Source organism: Bradyrhizobium sp. AZCC 2230 (assembly GCF_036924495.1).
Lineage (GTDB): Bacteria > Pseudomonadota > Alphaproteobacteria > Rhizobiales > Xanthobacteraceae > Bradyrhizobium > Bradyrhizobium rifense.
Window position 1 is genome coordinate 4,910,676 of record NZ_JAZHRS010000001.1, and the last position, 13,340, is coordinate 4,924,015.

Sequence of the window (13,340 nt, forward strand, 5' to 3'; positions counted from 1 at the left end):
GTAAGCTTCTCTCATGAGACAGAAGCATTGCGCGATTCGGCCTCACATGCCAGCCGGATTAGGTTTCCGACAGGGACAGCCGCGTGATAGCTTCGCCACTAGATGGGCTTTTTCTGCTCAGCCTTCCAGGATATTCCTCTGATCAACCGCCAATTGCGGTCGCCCAGTTGAAATCATAATGAGCGCTCAACAACTTCATTGCGACGACAGCAACGAGAACGCAGATGATTTGCAACAGCGTTCTGGTCGAGAACACTCTATTGAGGAGCGCCATAATGCCGCCTTTAGCGCTGGTGACCGAGTCGGATTCCAAGCTTGAGCGCCTTTTGGCGGAGTGAGCCCTCGGAGCGCTTTGTGAGCTTCGCGATTTTTGCAACGGGCGTCTTTGCTTTCGAATGAGCACGCAGCTCTTTCACGTCAGCCTTTGTGTATTCACGACGCACAGTTTTCTTCTTTGTAGCCGTCTTCTTTGCGTTCTTCGCCACTTTTAGCTCCTGATTCGAGAGTGGGCGTACTAGCACAGCCGCATTGAGGCGCAACTCTCGATCAGTTGACTCTAAACCCTGGTCCGGGCGCGCTGTCCGCAACTGGGCCAGCTCACAGTTGGGCTCACGCAATCTGTGATATAGATTGGCTTTTGGCGCACTTTTTGGGGATGGTGTGAATGCCGAAGAATATTGTGATCTTTTCCGACGGCACAGGCCAGGCTGGCGGCATCAATTTCGACGAAGCCCGGACGAACGTTTACAAGCTCTACCGCGCCTGCCGGGTCGGCCCGGACACGAAGGTCGAACCATCCGAACAGGTCGCCTTCTATGACGCCGGTCTTGGTTCGTCTCAGCCACCGGAGTCTACGGCAGCGCCTTAGCGGGGGATAGCCAGATAATAGTCCGTTTGGCGAATTCGGAAACTGTCGCCCGATCTCGGATTTCGCCCACCAGCTGGAATATGATGGCTTGGTCGGCGACGCCCGCAAGGTGCTCGCCAACCTCACGCCCATCAGCCACGAAATCCGCAGCCGCAACGATCGCTGGTTCGATGTACGCCTGCGCCCCTATCGCACGGTCGACGACAAGATCGACGGCGTCGTCCTCACCTTTGTCGACATGACGAACCGGCGGCATACGGAAGAAGCGCTCAGGGCGAGCGAACTCAGGATCCGTCAGCAGACACAGCTGGTGGAGCTTGCGCGCGATCCGATCTTCATCTGGGAGTTCAGCGGTACGATTCTGGAGTGGAACCGGGGCAGCGAGCAGCTCTACGGCTACAGCCGCGATGAAGCGGTCGGAAAGAAAAAGGACCAGTTGCTGGGTACGATCGTGCCCGGAAGCTCGTTCTCCGAGTTGCGGGTCAAGTTGCATGACGAAGGCAGCTGGAGCGGCGAACTCAAGCACCGGACCAAGGATGGCCGGGAATTGACCGTCGAGAGCCGCATCATCCTCGAGACGGTCGGTGGCCAGCAGCTCGCGCTCGAGAGCACGCGGGATGTAAGCGAGCGCAAGGCCTGGGAGAGGCTGCAGAACTTGCTGCTCCGCGAACTGACCCACCGCGTCAAGAATACGCTGACGGTGGTGCAGTCGATCGCGCACCAGACGCGGCGTTTCAGCAAGTCCTACGAGGAATTCACGGACCGCCTGGATGGCCGCCTCGCCGCGCTCGCCGCAGCGCATTCGTTGCTGGTGGACTCCGAATGGAAGGGCGCCGATCTTGCGACATTGGCGCGCAAGCAATTGGAGGCTTACGTCAGCGGCAATCCCGACCGCCTCAGGCTGACGGGCGAGCCGATGTTCCTGCCCGCCGATCTGGCAACACCGTTCGGGCTGGTGTTCCATGAACTTGCGACCAATGCTGCGAAATACGGATCGTTCTCGCAGCCGGCCGGCACCGTGGATATGGATTGGAGCCTGCAGATCCAAAACGGCCATCCCGTCCTCACCGTGGTTTGGCGGGAACGCGGCGGCCCGAAAACGGCGGAGCCGAAGACAAAAGGTTTCGGCAGCGAGCTGATTGAAAGAGCAATTCCGAACGCGACGGTGCGGCGAGAGTTCACCGCGGACGGGGTGGTCTGCACGATCGACGTGAAATTGCCGAAGAGTTGGAGCGCTGGTCTATAAAGCACGTCAGCCTGCAGGACGATTTAGCCGCCAGGCGAGTCCGCTTTGCCCGGCGATGAGCCGTCGAAACCGCTTGTCGGCGCCATCGCCCGGTGCAGCGCACCTTCCAATTCGTCAAGCTGGTAGGGTTTCGTCAGCGCCGGCACGTGCCGAAAACGATCGGCGATGCCCTGTGCGCCGTAGCCTGTCGCAAACACGAATGGAATTTGACGCTCGCTGCGCAACTTCGCCGATCAGGCCGTGATCGCGATCGAGAATGTGCGGCTGTTCGAGCAGGTCCAGGCCAAGACCCGCGATCTCACCGAATCGCTGCAGCAGCAGACCGCGACGGCCGAAGTCCTCAAGGTGATCAGCCGCTCGGCCTTCGACCTGCAGTCCGTGCTCGACACGCTGGTCACCCTCGGCCTCGACACTGTGCAACGCAGATCAGGGCATGCTGCTGCTTTTCGAGGACGGCGTCCTGAAGCCGCTGTCCTACTTCGGGCCGCATCCCGATAAGTTCGAGATCAGAAAGTCGCTCGCCTCTGCACCGCACCGGGGCACCGTCAGCGGCCTGCAGTGCTCGACGGCCATACCGCGCACGTACCCGACGTATTGAGCGACCCCGAGTTCACCAATAGTGCCTGGCAGGAACTCACTGGTTTTCGCGCGATGCTGGCGGTACCGTTGATGCGACAAGGAAAGTCGATCGGTGCCATGGCGCTGTCGCGTCAGGTGCCGGGCCTCTTTGCCACCGTCAGGTCGACTTGGTGCAGACCTTCGCCGATCAGGCGGTCATCGCGATCGAGAACGTCCGGCTGTTCGAGCAGGTCCAGGCGCGCACGCGCGACCTCACCGAGGCGCTCACCTATCAGACCGGAAGCGCCAACATCCTGAGGGTGATCGCCTCCTCGCCGACCGACGTCGGTCCGGTGCTGCAGGCTATCGTCGACAGCGCCTGCGAACTCTGCGAGGCGCATGACGCGCTCGTGCATCTGCGAGAGGGCAATCACCTGCGTTATCGCGCCCATCACGGACCGATTCCCTTCGGGTTTGCAAAGCTGCCATCCGGCGGAGAGCCGATTCCCTTCGGTTCGGAGAAACTGCCGATCAATCGGAATTGGGTCACCGGGCGCTCGGTCGTCGACAAGGTTCCGGTTCACGTCCACGACGTGCTCTCCGCGGAAGGCGCCGATTTTCCCGAGGCGCAGCGGTTGTCGAGCCGTGAGGGAACTCGGACCATCCTCAGCGTGCCGCTGCTGCGCGACAACGAGAGCATCGGGGCGATCATCCTTCGCCGCACCGAGGTAAATCCCTTCAGTGAAAAACAGATAGCCTTGTAGCAGACATTTGCGGACCAGGCGGTGATTGCGATCGGCAACGTTCATTTGTTCGAAGAGGTGCAGGCCAAGATCCGCGATCTCGGAGAGTCGCAGCAGCAGCAGACCGCGACCGCCGACGTGCTCAAGGTGATCAGTCGTTCGGCGTTCGATCTACAAGCTGTACTTGACACGCTCGTTACTTCCGCCGCGCAACTCTGCGGTGCCGATGCTGGGATCATCTGGTTGCGCAAGGACAATTTGTTTCACGCCGGCGCGGCTACAGGCTTCTCGCCCCAGGAGATGGCCTTTTTCAGAGATAACCCTAGAAGCATCCACGACAAGTCGCTGGCGCCGAAAGTGTTACGTTCCCGCCAGACCGAGCATATCCCCGACCGGTCGCTAGATCCGGAATTCGCCTTTCCCGGCATGTCGGACTTGCCGTCGAGCATGCTCGGCGTTCCCTTGCTACGGAACGACGGTGTCGACGGCGTATTCACGCTTCTTCGCGTGAAGGTTGCACCCTTCACACCGCGCCAAATCGAACTCGTTAAATCCTTCGCCGACCAGGCGGTGATCGCGATTTCCAACGTCGAGCTGTTCCAGCAGGTGCAGGCCCGTACGGGTGAGCTATCGCAGTCGCTCGAGGACCTGCGAATGGCGCAGGATCGCCTGGTGCAAACTGAAAAGCTCGCTTCGCTCGGCCAGCTCACCGCAGGGATCGCGCACGAGATCAAGAACCCGCTCAACTTCGTCAACAATTTTGCGGCGCTGTCTGCCGAGCTGACCGACGAATTGAACGAGGTGCTCACATCAGCCGCCTTGGCCCAGAAGATCCGCGATGAGGTCGATGAGCTGACCGGCCTTCTGAAGGACAACCTGCAGAAGGTCGTGCAGCACGGCAAGCGCGCCGATTCCATCGTCAAGAACATGCTCCTACATTCCCGCGAAGGCAGCGGCGAGCACCGGCCGACCGATGTGAATGCGCTGATCGAGGAAAGTCTCAACCTCGCCTATCACGGCGCGCGCGCCGAGAAGCCGCAGTTCAATGTCACCCTTAAACGCGAGCTGGATCCGGCAGCCGGGATGGTCGAGGCCTTCCCGCAAGAAATCACGCGCGTCCTATTGAACCTGATGTCCAACGGCTTTTATGCGGTGGCCAAGCGCGAAAGCGAGAATGGCACGGGGTTTGAACCCGTGCTGAGTGCCAGCACCCGCGACCGCGGCGAGCATGTCGAAATCAGCATCCGCGACAACGGCACCGGCATTCTGCCTGGGGTAAAGGAGAAGATGTTCAATCCCTTCTTCACGACCAAGCCGGCCGGCGAAGGAACCGGCCTCGGCCTTTCCATGAGCCATGACATCATCGTGAAACAGCATGGTGGCACGATCGATGTAGAAACGCGTCCCGGTGAGTTTACCGAGATCACGATCCGATTGCCGCGTAAAAGCAATTTTCAGATGAGATGAGAGGTTAGCCGTGAATGTGATGGTTCTCGTCGTGGATGACGAGCCCGACGTGGAGGCTCGGGCTTATCTTCAGATACTCATCGCGATCGGTGCTGAAAGCTGCGGTGTTGAGCAACGCCAGGCATTGCCCCATAAGCCCTGTTGGGCCCAAACCAGGGAGCCGCGCCGCCAGGGAGTTCGAGGCCCATTCTGCCTGCTGGCGTTAACTCGCAGTCGTTCAACACATCCCTATCGGGATACTGCGCCTGAAACGAAGCTGGATTTTGAGTCGCCCACAACGGGCACTGGGCACTTGCAGAGCTTATCGCGCCAATCGACATAATCGCTGCAATAATGGAAGTCCTGAATCCAATCATAGTCGTACTCCGAACGGTTGTTGTTTTCGTGCGGAGCATTCGCGCTGGCTAGAATCGGCTGCTCTGTTGAAAGCGTTTCCTTCGAACTTTTTTTGGACAAGCATTACGTAGGTATGCGCTTGAGAAAAGACACGCAGTGGAAAATCACGGCTGCGCGAACGGCGAATCGGTACGCTCACCGTTGAGTGACCTGCACCCACATCCACGCATGGATTACGGTGATAGTGCTGGACTGCACCCCTGAAGTGAACACGATAATTACAGTGACAGGCATGGACTGCACCCCTGAAGTGAGACACGCTAATTTCTGTGACAGGTTATCCCTGGGGATGACCGATGACAGACAAGATGGCGATCCGAACGTTTCCGACGGCTTACAAATTGAAGGCGATCAAGCGAGTGGAGCGGGGCGAAGGCGTCCTCCCTGTGGCCCGCGAGCTTGGAATCTCCCGCAAGATTCTCCATGACTGGATCAACGCCTGGAACGCCGATGGGCCGGACGGTTTGACCGGAAGCCCGGGCCCAAACCTGGCCCCCGCAAGCTCAGGCCGCTAGCGACGTACGACGACAAGCGCTCCGCCCTCGCGCTCGCCAAAACCCGCATCGCCGAACTCGAACGGCTGGTGGGCCGCCAGCAGATGGATCTTGATTTTTTTTCGGCAAGCCTTGCGCGCATTGAAGCGGCCGGCAGCGCTAGGCAAACCCGCATCCGCATCGTCGAAGTCATCAAAGCCATGACGTCGAAGACAATCGATGCTCATGCCGATGTGCAGCGCCTATGTCACCTCGCGGGCCTGCCGCGCGCGACGTATTATCGCCACTACGCCAAACGCAGCCGCGAGACGGCCGAGTGCGAGCTGCGCGACGTGATCCAGCGCATTTGCCTTAAGCACGTCTTCTACGGCTATCGGAGGGTAACAGCCACCCTCAGACGCCAAGGCATGATCGTAAACGCCAAGAAAGTTCAGCGACTTATGCGCCAAGATAACCTGCTGGCGCAGCGCAAGACGCCGTTCCTGAAGCCGCCCGCGGAACGGCCATCGGCGCGAGCCGCTGGGGACGTCCCGGCGGCTCTCGCGCGTTTAGCGCGGACGGTCCGCATGACATCGCGGTCATGAGCCGCCGAGACATGGGGAGGACGCAATGCCGATGACAAAAAATGCAGCCCGTGATGACGAATGAGCGATTCAAGTAGGCGCGCTCGAGCGAGGGACGGCGATGGGCGTTTGAGGGCGACGCCGTACAGAGGGTTGCCGACGAGATTGAATTCGCTCTGAGCAAGGATGCCGAAAGCGTGAGTTCTCGCTGCAATATGCGGGTCGAGCTTGGACGGCATGCGAACTCTAGTTTTAGAGGGCCGATGAGTTCGCCGGTGCGTGGCACGCGGCTCGCCGACCGTCACCGTCTTGCCGAGCGTCTTCGCAAAAGTGGCTGCGGTCGCGGGCGCGGTGTTCGTCCTGGCGGGTTGCAGGCCGCGCGCCTGTCCGGCACGACGATCGACGCGATTGCCGAGTTCGTCCTGGGTTGCGCGAATCTCGGCCAACAGCGCGACCAGATCGAGCGAGCGATACTGATCGCGTAGCCGTTTCTTCACGGCCGCAGTCACCTTGGGATGCGCCAATGCACGCTCATAGGGCGTCGATGGGAGATGATAGCGTTTGATCACTTTAGCCCCTTCGCGGCGCTTCTCCTTCAGCTTGAACGACGGCTGGAAGAAGTTGACGTAGAGCCGTGCCGCCGCATAGAGGCGGCCCATCACACGGGCCGTCTCGACGCCATCGAAGCGGCCGTAGCCCATCAGGCGACGGACGACGGCACCATTCTTCTGCTCGACGAACGCCTGATCGTTCTTCTTGTAGGCGCGCGAGCGTGTGACTTCGAGCTTCTGTTCGCGACACCATGGCACGACGACATCGTTCATGAAGGCGCTGTCGTTGTCGAAGTCCACCCCGCGCAAGAGCCAGGGGAAGAGGCTCTGTGCCCGATTGATCGCCTCGACGACCAGCGAACCTTCTCGCATCACCAACGGCACGCACTCCGTCCAGCCCGTGGCGACATCTACCATCGTCAGGGTCTGGATGAACGAGCCTGCCACCGACGTGCCGCCATGGGCGACCATGTCAACCTCGCAGAAGCCAGGCGGCGGGCTGTTCCAGTCATTGAACGTGCGGATCGGGACCTCGCGCCGGATTGCCGAATAGTATCCGGCACGGCGCCGCCTGCCGCCGCTCGCCGCGATCTTCGCATCGACGAGCAGGCGATCGATGGTTGCGGCGCTGATGACCAGAACACGATCACGGTCCGCTTGGCCAAGCTGCAATCGGCCATGTTGCTCCAGCGCCGGCAGCAAGGTTGGGATCATCACCTTGAGCCCCTTGCCGCACACCCGATCCGACGCCTCCCACGGCGCCGTCATCGCGTCCTTGATCGTCGCACCATATCTACGCTTGCGCTCTCGAAGTGCCGCGACTGAGCCGGGGCTAACCGGTGCGCGTTGTCGGAGCGCGCGCACCGCGTGCTTGCGATGCCAACCCGTCGTCGCGCACAGCTCGTCGAGGATGCGCCCCTTCTCCGCCCGTTTGGCCGACCGGTAACGCTCCATCATCGCCGACAACACCTCGCGCCGCGCGCCCATGCTGATCTTTCCCGCCATAAAGGCCACCGAACCAATTCGATGGCACCGAACCAATCATCGGCGAGAAGTTGTTTAGTAACATTCTGGGTGAGGCAATGCGGGGGTCAAATTTGCAAGCCGATTGACAGAAGATTACCGCCTAGGCGCGTTTGACATCGGCGATCGTCAACAATAGGCCCGACGGAACGTCTCGAACAACGACATTTCGACATTCGGTGGAGGCTTTCATCGTCCAATTGACGCTGCCGCTCCGCGGCGCGCCGCCGCAGCTTCCATAGGGAACTTAGCCGCGCAGCTTCGGTTGGCCAGGTTGTGGTATTCAGCGGCCCTTTGCCAACTCAGGAGGTGAAGGTGGCAAAAGCCTTAATTTCAAAGGCCGACCTCGAACGCATTGCGCTTCAGGATATCCGCACCTTTCCCGGCTCCGAACATGTCGTCTCCGTCGAAGTCGAATGCGAGACCAGCCCACCGCGCGGCATCAACTGGAGGCTATATGTCATCGCGAACGACGAAGGCGATCTCGACCGCATTCAATACGCCGTAAAGTTCACAAGCGATCGCTTGAAGCGCCGACATGAACTTCGCCCAGCCTCTTAGGCCGCAAGATCAGCCCTGGGGGCGATCTAGACCGCGTAGCCGGTTCCGTCGCTTGACAAAGGCGCCGACCCGCCGTCGCTGGTCCAGAACGCAACCGCCAAAAGACTCGCTCCGCTTGGCGTCGGGCGAGCGCGTCTTCGCGAATCCTATGGAGGTTTAGAGTTGGTGAGAGCTCGCTCGCAAGCGTCCTTGAAGAGCTTGTCGTCGATACTTGAAAAGCGCTGCATTCGCTTGCGCGGGACGTTCTGTGGCTCGTATTGCTGCCACTTCGAGCGTATCCAAATCGTTTTTCCGTCTAGGCAATCGAAGACTGTGTGTAGTTTCTCACCATCAGCAGGCAGCTGGCTTGGCCCTAGATCTGAAGCCACCCGACGGCTTGCCTTGGATAAAAGCTTTCGTTTCCAGTCAGAACGTTCGTTCGATATGGCGATCCACACTCTTCTACCCAATCGATCCTTTACCCGATTGATGTATCCGTCGTCCCAGATGAGCGCCGGGCAATAGTACTTGGCTCGCTCAATCATGGTGAGAAGAGCAACGTCGCTCAGAAATACTCTGTCAGAATTGCCACCGATGTCTGCGTGAACACCGGGCATCCAGATTTGTTCGATCGCTCTGGGTTGGCTGCGCTCGGCTCCCCGCAGGAGCACAGGTCGAAAAGACGGGTTGCGGTCATCATCGATTGCCAAAATGCTCACGACGACGTCGACAAGGTCGTCGAGAGGCATCGGTTGTTGCAGGCGGACATTCGAGAAGCGCGTTAGCGTGTCCCAGTCATTGCCGGGCACCGGGTCGAACAAGCCCAAAAAACTAATTTTTGGCCGTCTCACTTTCCCCTCGAAGTGGCGGGCCCAGAGAGCCGTCATCTCTCCTTCGGTGAGCGCCTCGCGGCCTCGGCGCTTGAGATAGTAGTCCCAGACAACATGCAGGTCCTCCAAGTCATCAGGCCAAAGCAATCCAACGCGAGAGATAATGTCTACGAGCGCAAGAGCGGCGGCGGCGCCCCGCGAATAACCGAAGATACAGATTTCGTCGCTATCGAGAAAATTGGACGCGAGATTGACGTATGCCTCTCGTACGATTTCGTCCATGCCGCGAGCCGTGACAGCGGACATCCAATCGCGTCGTGTGCCAACACCGGGGATATAGAAGACGATCTGATTACCCGCATAGTGCAAGGCAAGGTTCGTGCGGAAAATATTGGTAGCGTCCGACCATCGGCCATTGGCAGCGGAGTTGGTCGTCCCGTCGAAAAAAAACAGTATCCGCTTCTGAGGGCTCGACGTCTCTGTTTCGAGTTCGCTGGTTTTTTCTGGTCCGATCCTAGCCTCAATAATGGTGGTCATGGAGAACCTCCATTCTAAATCCTATGTTGCGTCTCCCACTTTGTCAGTTACAAAACGCAGGCGCGGTAGGTTAAGCTCACGGGGCGTTGAAGGCACGGACGGTTAGGAAGACTTCTCTTCGGTCCTCAGGCGCCGGACCGTCCAGTTGTCATGTCAAGCCGCTCGTTTCGCCAATTGAGCCGCGTCAAACAGTTGGAGGTTACCGTGATGAGCATCTTTGAGTGTGATGGTCATTGACGTCTCGCCAGCGCCGGTATCCGTTCGTATCGACGCAGCATGCCTTCCCACTGCCCAGGCGTGTACGACCGTTTAACGAAGCCGTCGTCCGTCCATTCGGCGAACAGCACGCGGTCGCCGTCGAACCTAATTTCGATTTGGGTAGTGTGCTCCGGATCATCGATCGTTCGACGAAGGGAAAGCCGCATCTCATTGTGCTGGACGTCATAGACGCGGGCGCGGCCGCCGCCGGGCGGGTTGATGATGAACCCGGCAGCGTTCCGGCGAAGGATCGCAATCGCGACCTTCGCCAATGACTTGATGCGTTCGGAGCACTGGGCGCTGTTCATCACGTTGGTAGATGACCTAATAATGCGATCTGAACATCACGACAGAAGGCGGCGATCACTCTGGGCGCCCATCAAATAGCCTCGTCGGCGCGAGCGGAGTTTGGCCGACAACCCAAACTAAAGACGCCCGCGGCGCACGGTCAGTCGCTCCATATTTGTGGGCGCGCCGGGATCGTTCGCCGATGTCGACGAGCGACGACGCAAGCGGAAGGAAACCCCGCATAGCGTCTCCTTTCTCCACACGACGCGGCAGATAACAATTCCGGAATGGGCGTCGAAAGACAGCACAAATTCTTTGGCAAATATGTAGTATGGCGTGGAGATGCAGGCGCCCAAGGCGCTGATATCGCGCACCATGCATGGATGAGTCCCACGAATTTCACCAAACGACAACCGGGCCGCCCGGTTGATCGGTATGCGCTCCGTTGCACGACGTTCGATCATGGCGCGGTGCTCCAAATGAAATGGTAACTTCCCAATCGAACGATCGCAGCCGTCGCGATCGCACTTTACGAAGTCAGTTTCCCGGTCCCGCCGACGTCCGGAAAACGGCAATTCCTGCATGGTGATCTGCATGGCTTACGCTAACAAGCAGCGTTGTTGTCTTATTAAAATGGATCGGAGTTGGTGGTTAATTCGGGCGGCTTGCGCCGACCTTACAAGCGGATGGCTCTGCCTCCGAAGCGGGGGGCGGCCTCGTCACCGAGAGCATTTTTGGTCGAAATCCACAACAATTAGCCTCGTGCTCGGTTCGTTGACTGCAGCTAGCCTCACTCGGCCGATAGACCGGAAACGACCAAAGGTCTGCTGTGGGTCAAAATGCGAAGAACTCAAGCTGAGTAAATCTAGTCCGCCGTGCCTCGATAAGCGGACCTCGACGAGGTGCCCGGCCACTTCGCTGATGGCCAGGAGGAGACTCATGCACTGCAACACGATCAGACGAATGTTTAGGGGGTGCGCGCCACCCGTAAATACTTTTAGCTCTGCGATGACAAATTCGGACCGTTACCGACGCCCAAAGCCTCGACGAGAAAATCGATGAACAGGCGCGCCCGCAGCGGAAGTTGGCGTCCGAAGGGGTGTAGGACGTAGACCGGCGTGGTGAACAACGGTATTTCCGGTAGCACGGTGCGTAGGCGGCCGGCGGCAAGATCATTCTCAATCGCGAGGCGCATGAACTGGGTAATGCCGGCTCCCTCTACGGCCGCCTCGATCAGATATTGTGCATCGTCCGTATCGAATGGACCATCGGGGACGACTCGCCTGCCGTCAGCGAACGTGAACGGTTGCGGTCGGCCCGCGAGCACGTAGCGAAGACAGCCGTGCCGCTTGAGATCATCAACCGACCGTGGGATGCCTCGGCGCTGCAAGTACTTTGGCGATGCGCCGAGGACATAGTGCAGCACGCCGAGGGAGCGGCCGATCAAATTCGTATCCTCCAGTTCCCCGATTCGCACCGCGATGTCGAAGCCTTCGCGGATCAGATCGATACGGCGGTCGGTGACGCTGAGGTCGAGCTTGATATCCGGGTAGCGATCCAGAAACGAGCCGGCCCATGCAGAGATGAGTGGGCGTCCGAATGTCGTCGGCGCAGTAACCCGAAGCACTCCACGCACATTTCCCGGTGCCTGCACGATGTCATCGGCTTCCTCGATGGCGCGCAGATGGGGGGCCACATGTTCATAGTACGCGACGCCTTCGGCGGTTGGAGTCAGTGTACGCGTCGACCGCTGCAGCAGGCGGACGCCGAGACGTTGCTCCAAGCGCGCGACGCTTTTTGATACCGCTGAAGGGGTGGCGCCGACCAACCGCGCCGCGCCGGCGAAAGACCCCGCATCGACCGTCCGGACGAAGGCGAGGAGACCGGCCGTCTTTTCTAGAATCGTAGCCATTCATGGCATCTGTTCACGAAAGAACGGAACGATTCCGATCTATTCGGCTATCCAGGACGGAATCTATACCTGCTCCGGTTCAATGAAGGAACTTGGAATGAACATCTCCCGACGGGCGGCTCTTGGCGCAGGTGCTGTCGCGGCTGCAACTCCGTTGTTTTCCCTCACCGCTGCGATCGCCCAACCCACCCATAAAACCTCTGCCGAGACAAAAGGAGCCGAGACCATGACGTTTGTAACGACCAAAGACGGGACACAGATCTTCTACAAGGATTGGGGGCCGAAAAATGCCCAGCCCCTCGTCTTTCATCATGGCTGGCCGCTCAACTCGGATGACTGGGACGCTCAGATGTTGTTCTTCGTCGCCCAAGGCTTTCGGGTCGTCGCCCATGATCGCCGCGGCCACGGCCGCTCGACGCAGGTCAGCGACGGGCACGATATGGATCACTACGCCGCTGATGCGGCTGCCGTGGTTGAGCATCTCGATCTCCGCAAGGCCGTCCATATCGGCCACTCCACCGGCGGCGGCGAAGTGGCACGTTATGTCGCGAAGTATGGTGAGCCTCAGGGTCGCGTCGCCAAAGCCGTTCTGATCAGCGCTGTTCCGCCGCTCATGCTCAAGACCGACAAAAATCCCGACGGGACCCCGATTGAGGTGTTCGATGGCTTCCGCAAGGCGCTGGCCGCGAACCGGTCTCAATTTTTTCTCGATGTGGCTTCGGGTCCGTTTTACGGCTTCAACCGGCCCGGTGCGAAGGTTTCGCAAGGAATTATCCTGAACTGGTGGCGCCAGGGCATGATGGGCGGCGCCAATGCCCATTACGACGGCATTAAGGCTTTCTCGGAGACCGACCAGACGGAAGATCTAAGGGCGATCAAGGTGCCAATGCTCATCCTGCAGGGCGACGACGACCAGGTCGTACCCTACAAGGACGCGGCACTGCTTCAGGCCAAGTTGCTCAAGAACAGCACGCTCAAGGTCTATCCCGGCTTTCCACACGGCATGTGCACCACGGATGCAGACGTGATTAATTCCGACTTGCTCGCTTTCATACGGTCGTGATCA

The 13,340-nt window shown here is 59.3% G+C and carries 11 protein-coding genes and 4 pseudogenes; 7 read left to right on the forward strand and 8 right to left on the reverse strand.

From position 1 onward, the window contains the following. Positions 1–284: 284 nt before the first annotated feature. Positions 285–485, reverse strand: a complete 201-nt coding sequence (locus tag V1280_RS23580) for a hypothetical protein (RefSeq protein ID WP_084301864.1) — start codon at positions 483–485, stop codon at positions 285–287. A gap of 179 nt (positions 486–664) precedes the next feature. Here V1280_RS23580 and V1280_RS23585 point away from each other — a divergent pair. Together V1280_RS23585 and V1280_RS23590 are read left to right on the forward strand one after the other, a co-directional pair. Continuing rightward, positions 665–835, forward strand: a pseudogene (locus V1280_RS23585) (phospholipase effector Tle1 domain-containing protein); the annotation flags it as partial. A 79-nt stretch (positions 836–914) separates the two neighbouring features. Next, positions 915–2,114: pseudogene (locus V1280_RS23590) on the forward strand (sensor histidine kinase); the annotation flags it as partial. A gap of 23 nt (positions 2,115–2,137) precedes the next feature. On the opposite strand, the gene V1280_RS23595 reads toward V1280_RS23590, so the two are convergent. Next, positions 2,138–2,338 (reverse strand): hypothetical protein, encoded by a 201-nt coding sequence (locus V1280_RS23595; protein WP_334529518.1) that lies wholly within the window; start codon positions 2,336–2,338, stop codon positions 2,138–2,140. Positions 2,339–2,423: 85 nt separating this feature from the next. Between V1280_RS23595 and V1280_RS46855 the strand changes: the two are divergent. Beyond that, positions 2,424–4,882: pseudogene (locus V1280_RS46855) on the forward strand (GAF domain-containing protein). A 704-nt stretch (positions 4,883–5,586) separates the two neighbouring features. Next, positions 5,587–5,793 (forward strand): helix-turn-helix domain-containing protein, encoded by a 207-nt coding sequence (locus V1280_RS23620; protein ID WP_334538395.1) that lies wholly within the window; start codon positions 5,587–5,589, stop codon positions 5,791–5,793. Here V1280_RS23620 and V1280_RS23625 read toward each other — a convergent pair. Continuing rightward, complete coding sequence (locus V1280_RS23625; RefSeq protein WP_334529529.1) at positions 5,790–5,999, reverse strand: hypothetical protein; 210 nt, start codon at positions 5,997–5,999, stop codon at positions 5,790–5,792. The genes V1280_RS23620 and V1280_RS23625 overlap by 4 nt on opposite strands. On the opposite strand from V1280_RS23625, the pseudogene V1280_RS46860 reads away from it, so the two are divergent. Then, positions 5,973–6,185: pseudogene (locus V1280_RS46860) on the forward strand (IS3 family transposase); the annotation flags it as partial. The gene V1280_RS23625 and the pseudogene V1280_RS46860 overlap by 27 nt on opposite strands. A 17-nt stretch (positions 6,186–6,202) precedes the next feature. Here V1280_RS46860 and V1280_RS23630 read toward each other — a convergent pair. Next, a complete protein-coding gene (locus V1280_RS23630; protein ID WP_334529532.1) occupies positions 6,203–7,891 on the reverse strand; it encodes an integrase catalytic domain-containing protein in 1,689 nt (562 codons plus the stop codon). A 333-nt stretch (positions 7,892–8,224) separates the two neighbouring features. Here V1280_RS23630 and V1280_RS23635 point away from each other — a divergent pair, with 333 nt between their 5' ends. Then, positions 8,225–8,470 carry a hypothetical protein gene (locus V1280_RS23635; RefSeq protein ID WP_334529535.1) on the forward strand — a complete coding sequence of 82 codons (246 nt, stop codon included), beginning with the start codon at positions 8,225–8,227 and terminating at the stop codon, positions 8,468–8,470. Positions 8,471–8,616: 146 nt separating this feature from the next. Here V1280_RS23635 and V1280_RS23640 read toward each other — a convergent pair whose 3' ends face one another. From V1280_RS23640 to V1280_RS23655, 4 genes are all read right to left on the reverse strand, one after another. Then, the gene (locus V1280_RS23640) at positions 8,617–9,816 is read right to left on the reverse strand and encodes a DUF2235 domain-containing protein (RefSeq protein ID WP_334529538.1); all 1,200 of its coding nucleotides are present in this window, start codon (positions 9,814–9,816) and stop codon (positions 8,617–8,619) included. A 230-nt stretch (positions 9,817–10,046) separates the two neighbouring features. Then, positions 10,047–10,385 (reverse strand): hypothetical protein, encoded by a 339-nt coding sequence (locus V1280_RS23645; protein WP_334529541.1) that lies wholly within the window; start codon positions 10,383–10,385, stop codon positions 10,047–10,049. Positions 10,386–10,499: 114 nt separating this feature from the next. After that, the gene (locus tag V1280_RS23650; RefSeq protein ID WP_334529544.1) at positions 10,500–10,958 is read right to left on the reverse strand and encodes a PilZ domain-containing protein; all 459 of its coding nucleotides are present in this window, start codon (positions 10,956–10,958) and stop codon (positions 10,500–10,502) included. A gap of 401 nt (positions 10,959–11,359) precedes the next feature. Then, entirely contained in the window at positions 11,360–12,274 is a 915-nt protein-coding gene (locus tag V1280_RS23655; RefSeq protein WP_334529547.1) for a LysR family transcriptional regulator, read from the reverse strand. A gap of 226 nt (positions 12,275–12,500) precedes the next feature. Between V1280_RS23655 and V1280_RS23660 the strand changes: the two genes are divergently transcribed. Then, positions 12,501–13,337 (forward strand): alpha/beta fold hydrolase, encoded by an 837-nt coding sequence (locus V1280_RS23660; RefSeq protein WP_442895249.1) that lies wholly within the window; start codon positions 12,501–12,503, stop codon positions 13,335–13,337. Positions 13,338–13,340: the final 3 nt, after the last annotated feature.

Excerpts from the sequence above, each read along its gene's own strand:
- V1280_RS23655 (WP_334529547.1), bottom strand. The coding sequence starts at position 12,274 with ATGGCTACGATTCTAGAAAAGACGGCCGGTCTCCTCGCCTTCGTCCGG.
- V1280_RS23660 (WP_442895249.1), top strand. The coding sequence starts at position 12,501 with ATGACGTTTGTAACGACCAAAGACGGGACACAGATCTTCTACAAGGAT.
- V1280_RS23650 (WP_334529544.1), bottom strand. The coding sequence starts at position 10,958 with ATGCAGATCACCATGCAGGAATTGCCGTTTTCCGGACGTCGGCGGGAC.
- V1280_RS23625 (WP_334529529.1), bottom strand. The coding sequence starts at position 5,999 with ATGAGCATCGATTGTCTTCGACGTCATGGCTTTGATGACTTCGACGAT.
- V1280_RS23630 (WP_334529532.1), bottom strand. The coding sequence starts at position 7,891 with ATGGCGGGAAAGATCAGCATGGGCGCGCGGCGCGAGGTGTTGTCGGCG.
- V1280_RS23620 (WP_334538395.1), top strand. The coding sequence starts at position 5,587 with ATGGCGATCCGAACGTTTCCGACGGCTTACAAATTGAAGGCGATCAAG.
- V1280_RS23640 (WP_334529538.1), bottom strand. The coding sequence starts at position 9,816 with ATGACCACCATTATTGAGGCTAGGATCGGACCAGAAAAAACCAGCGAA.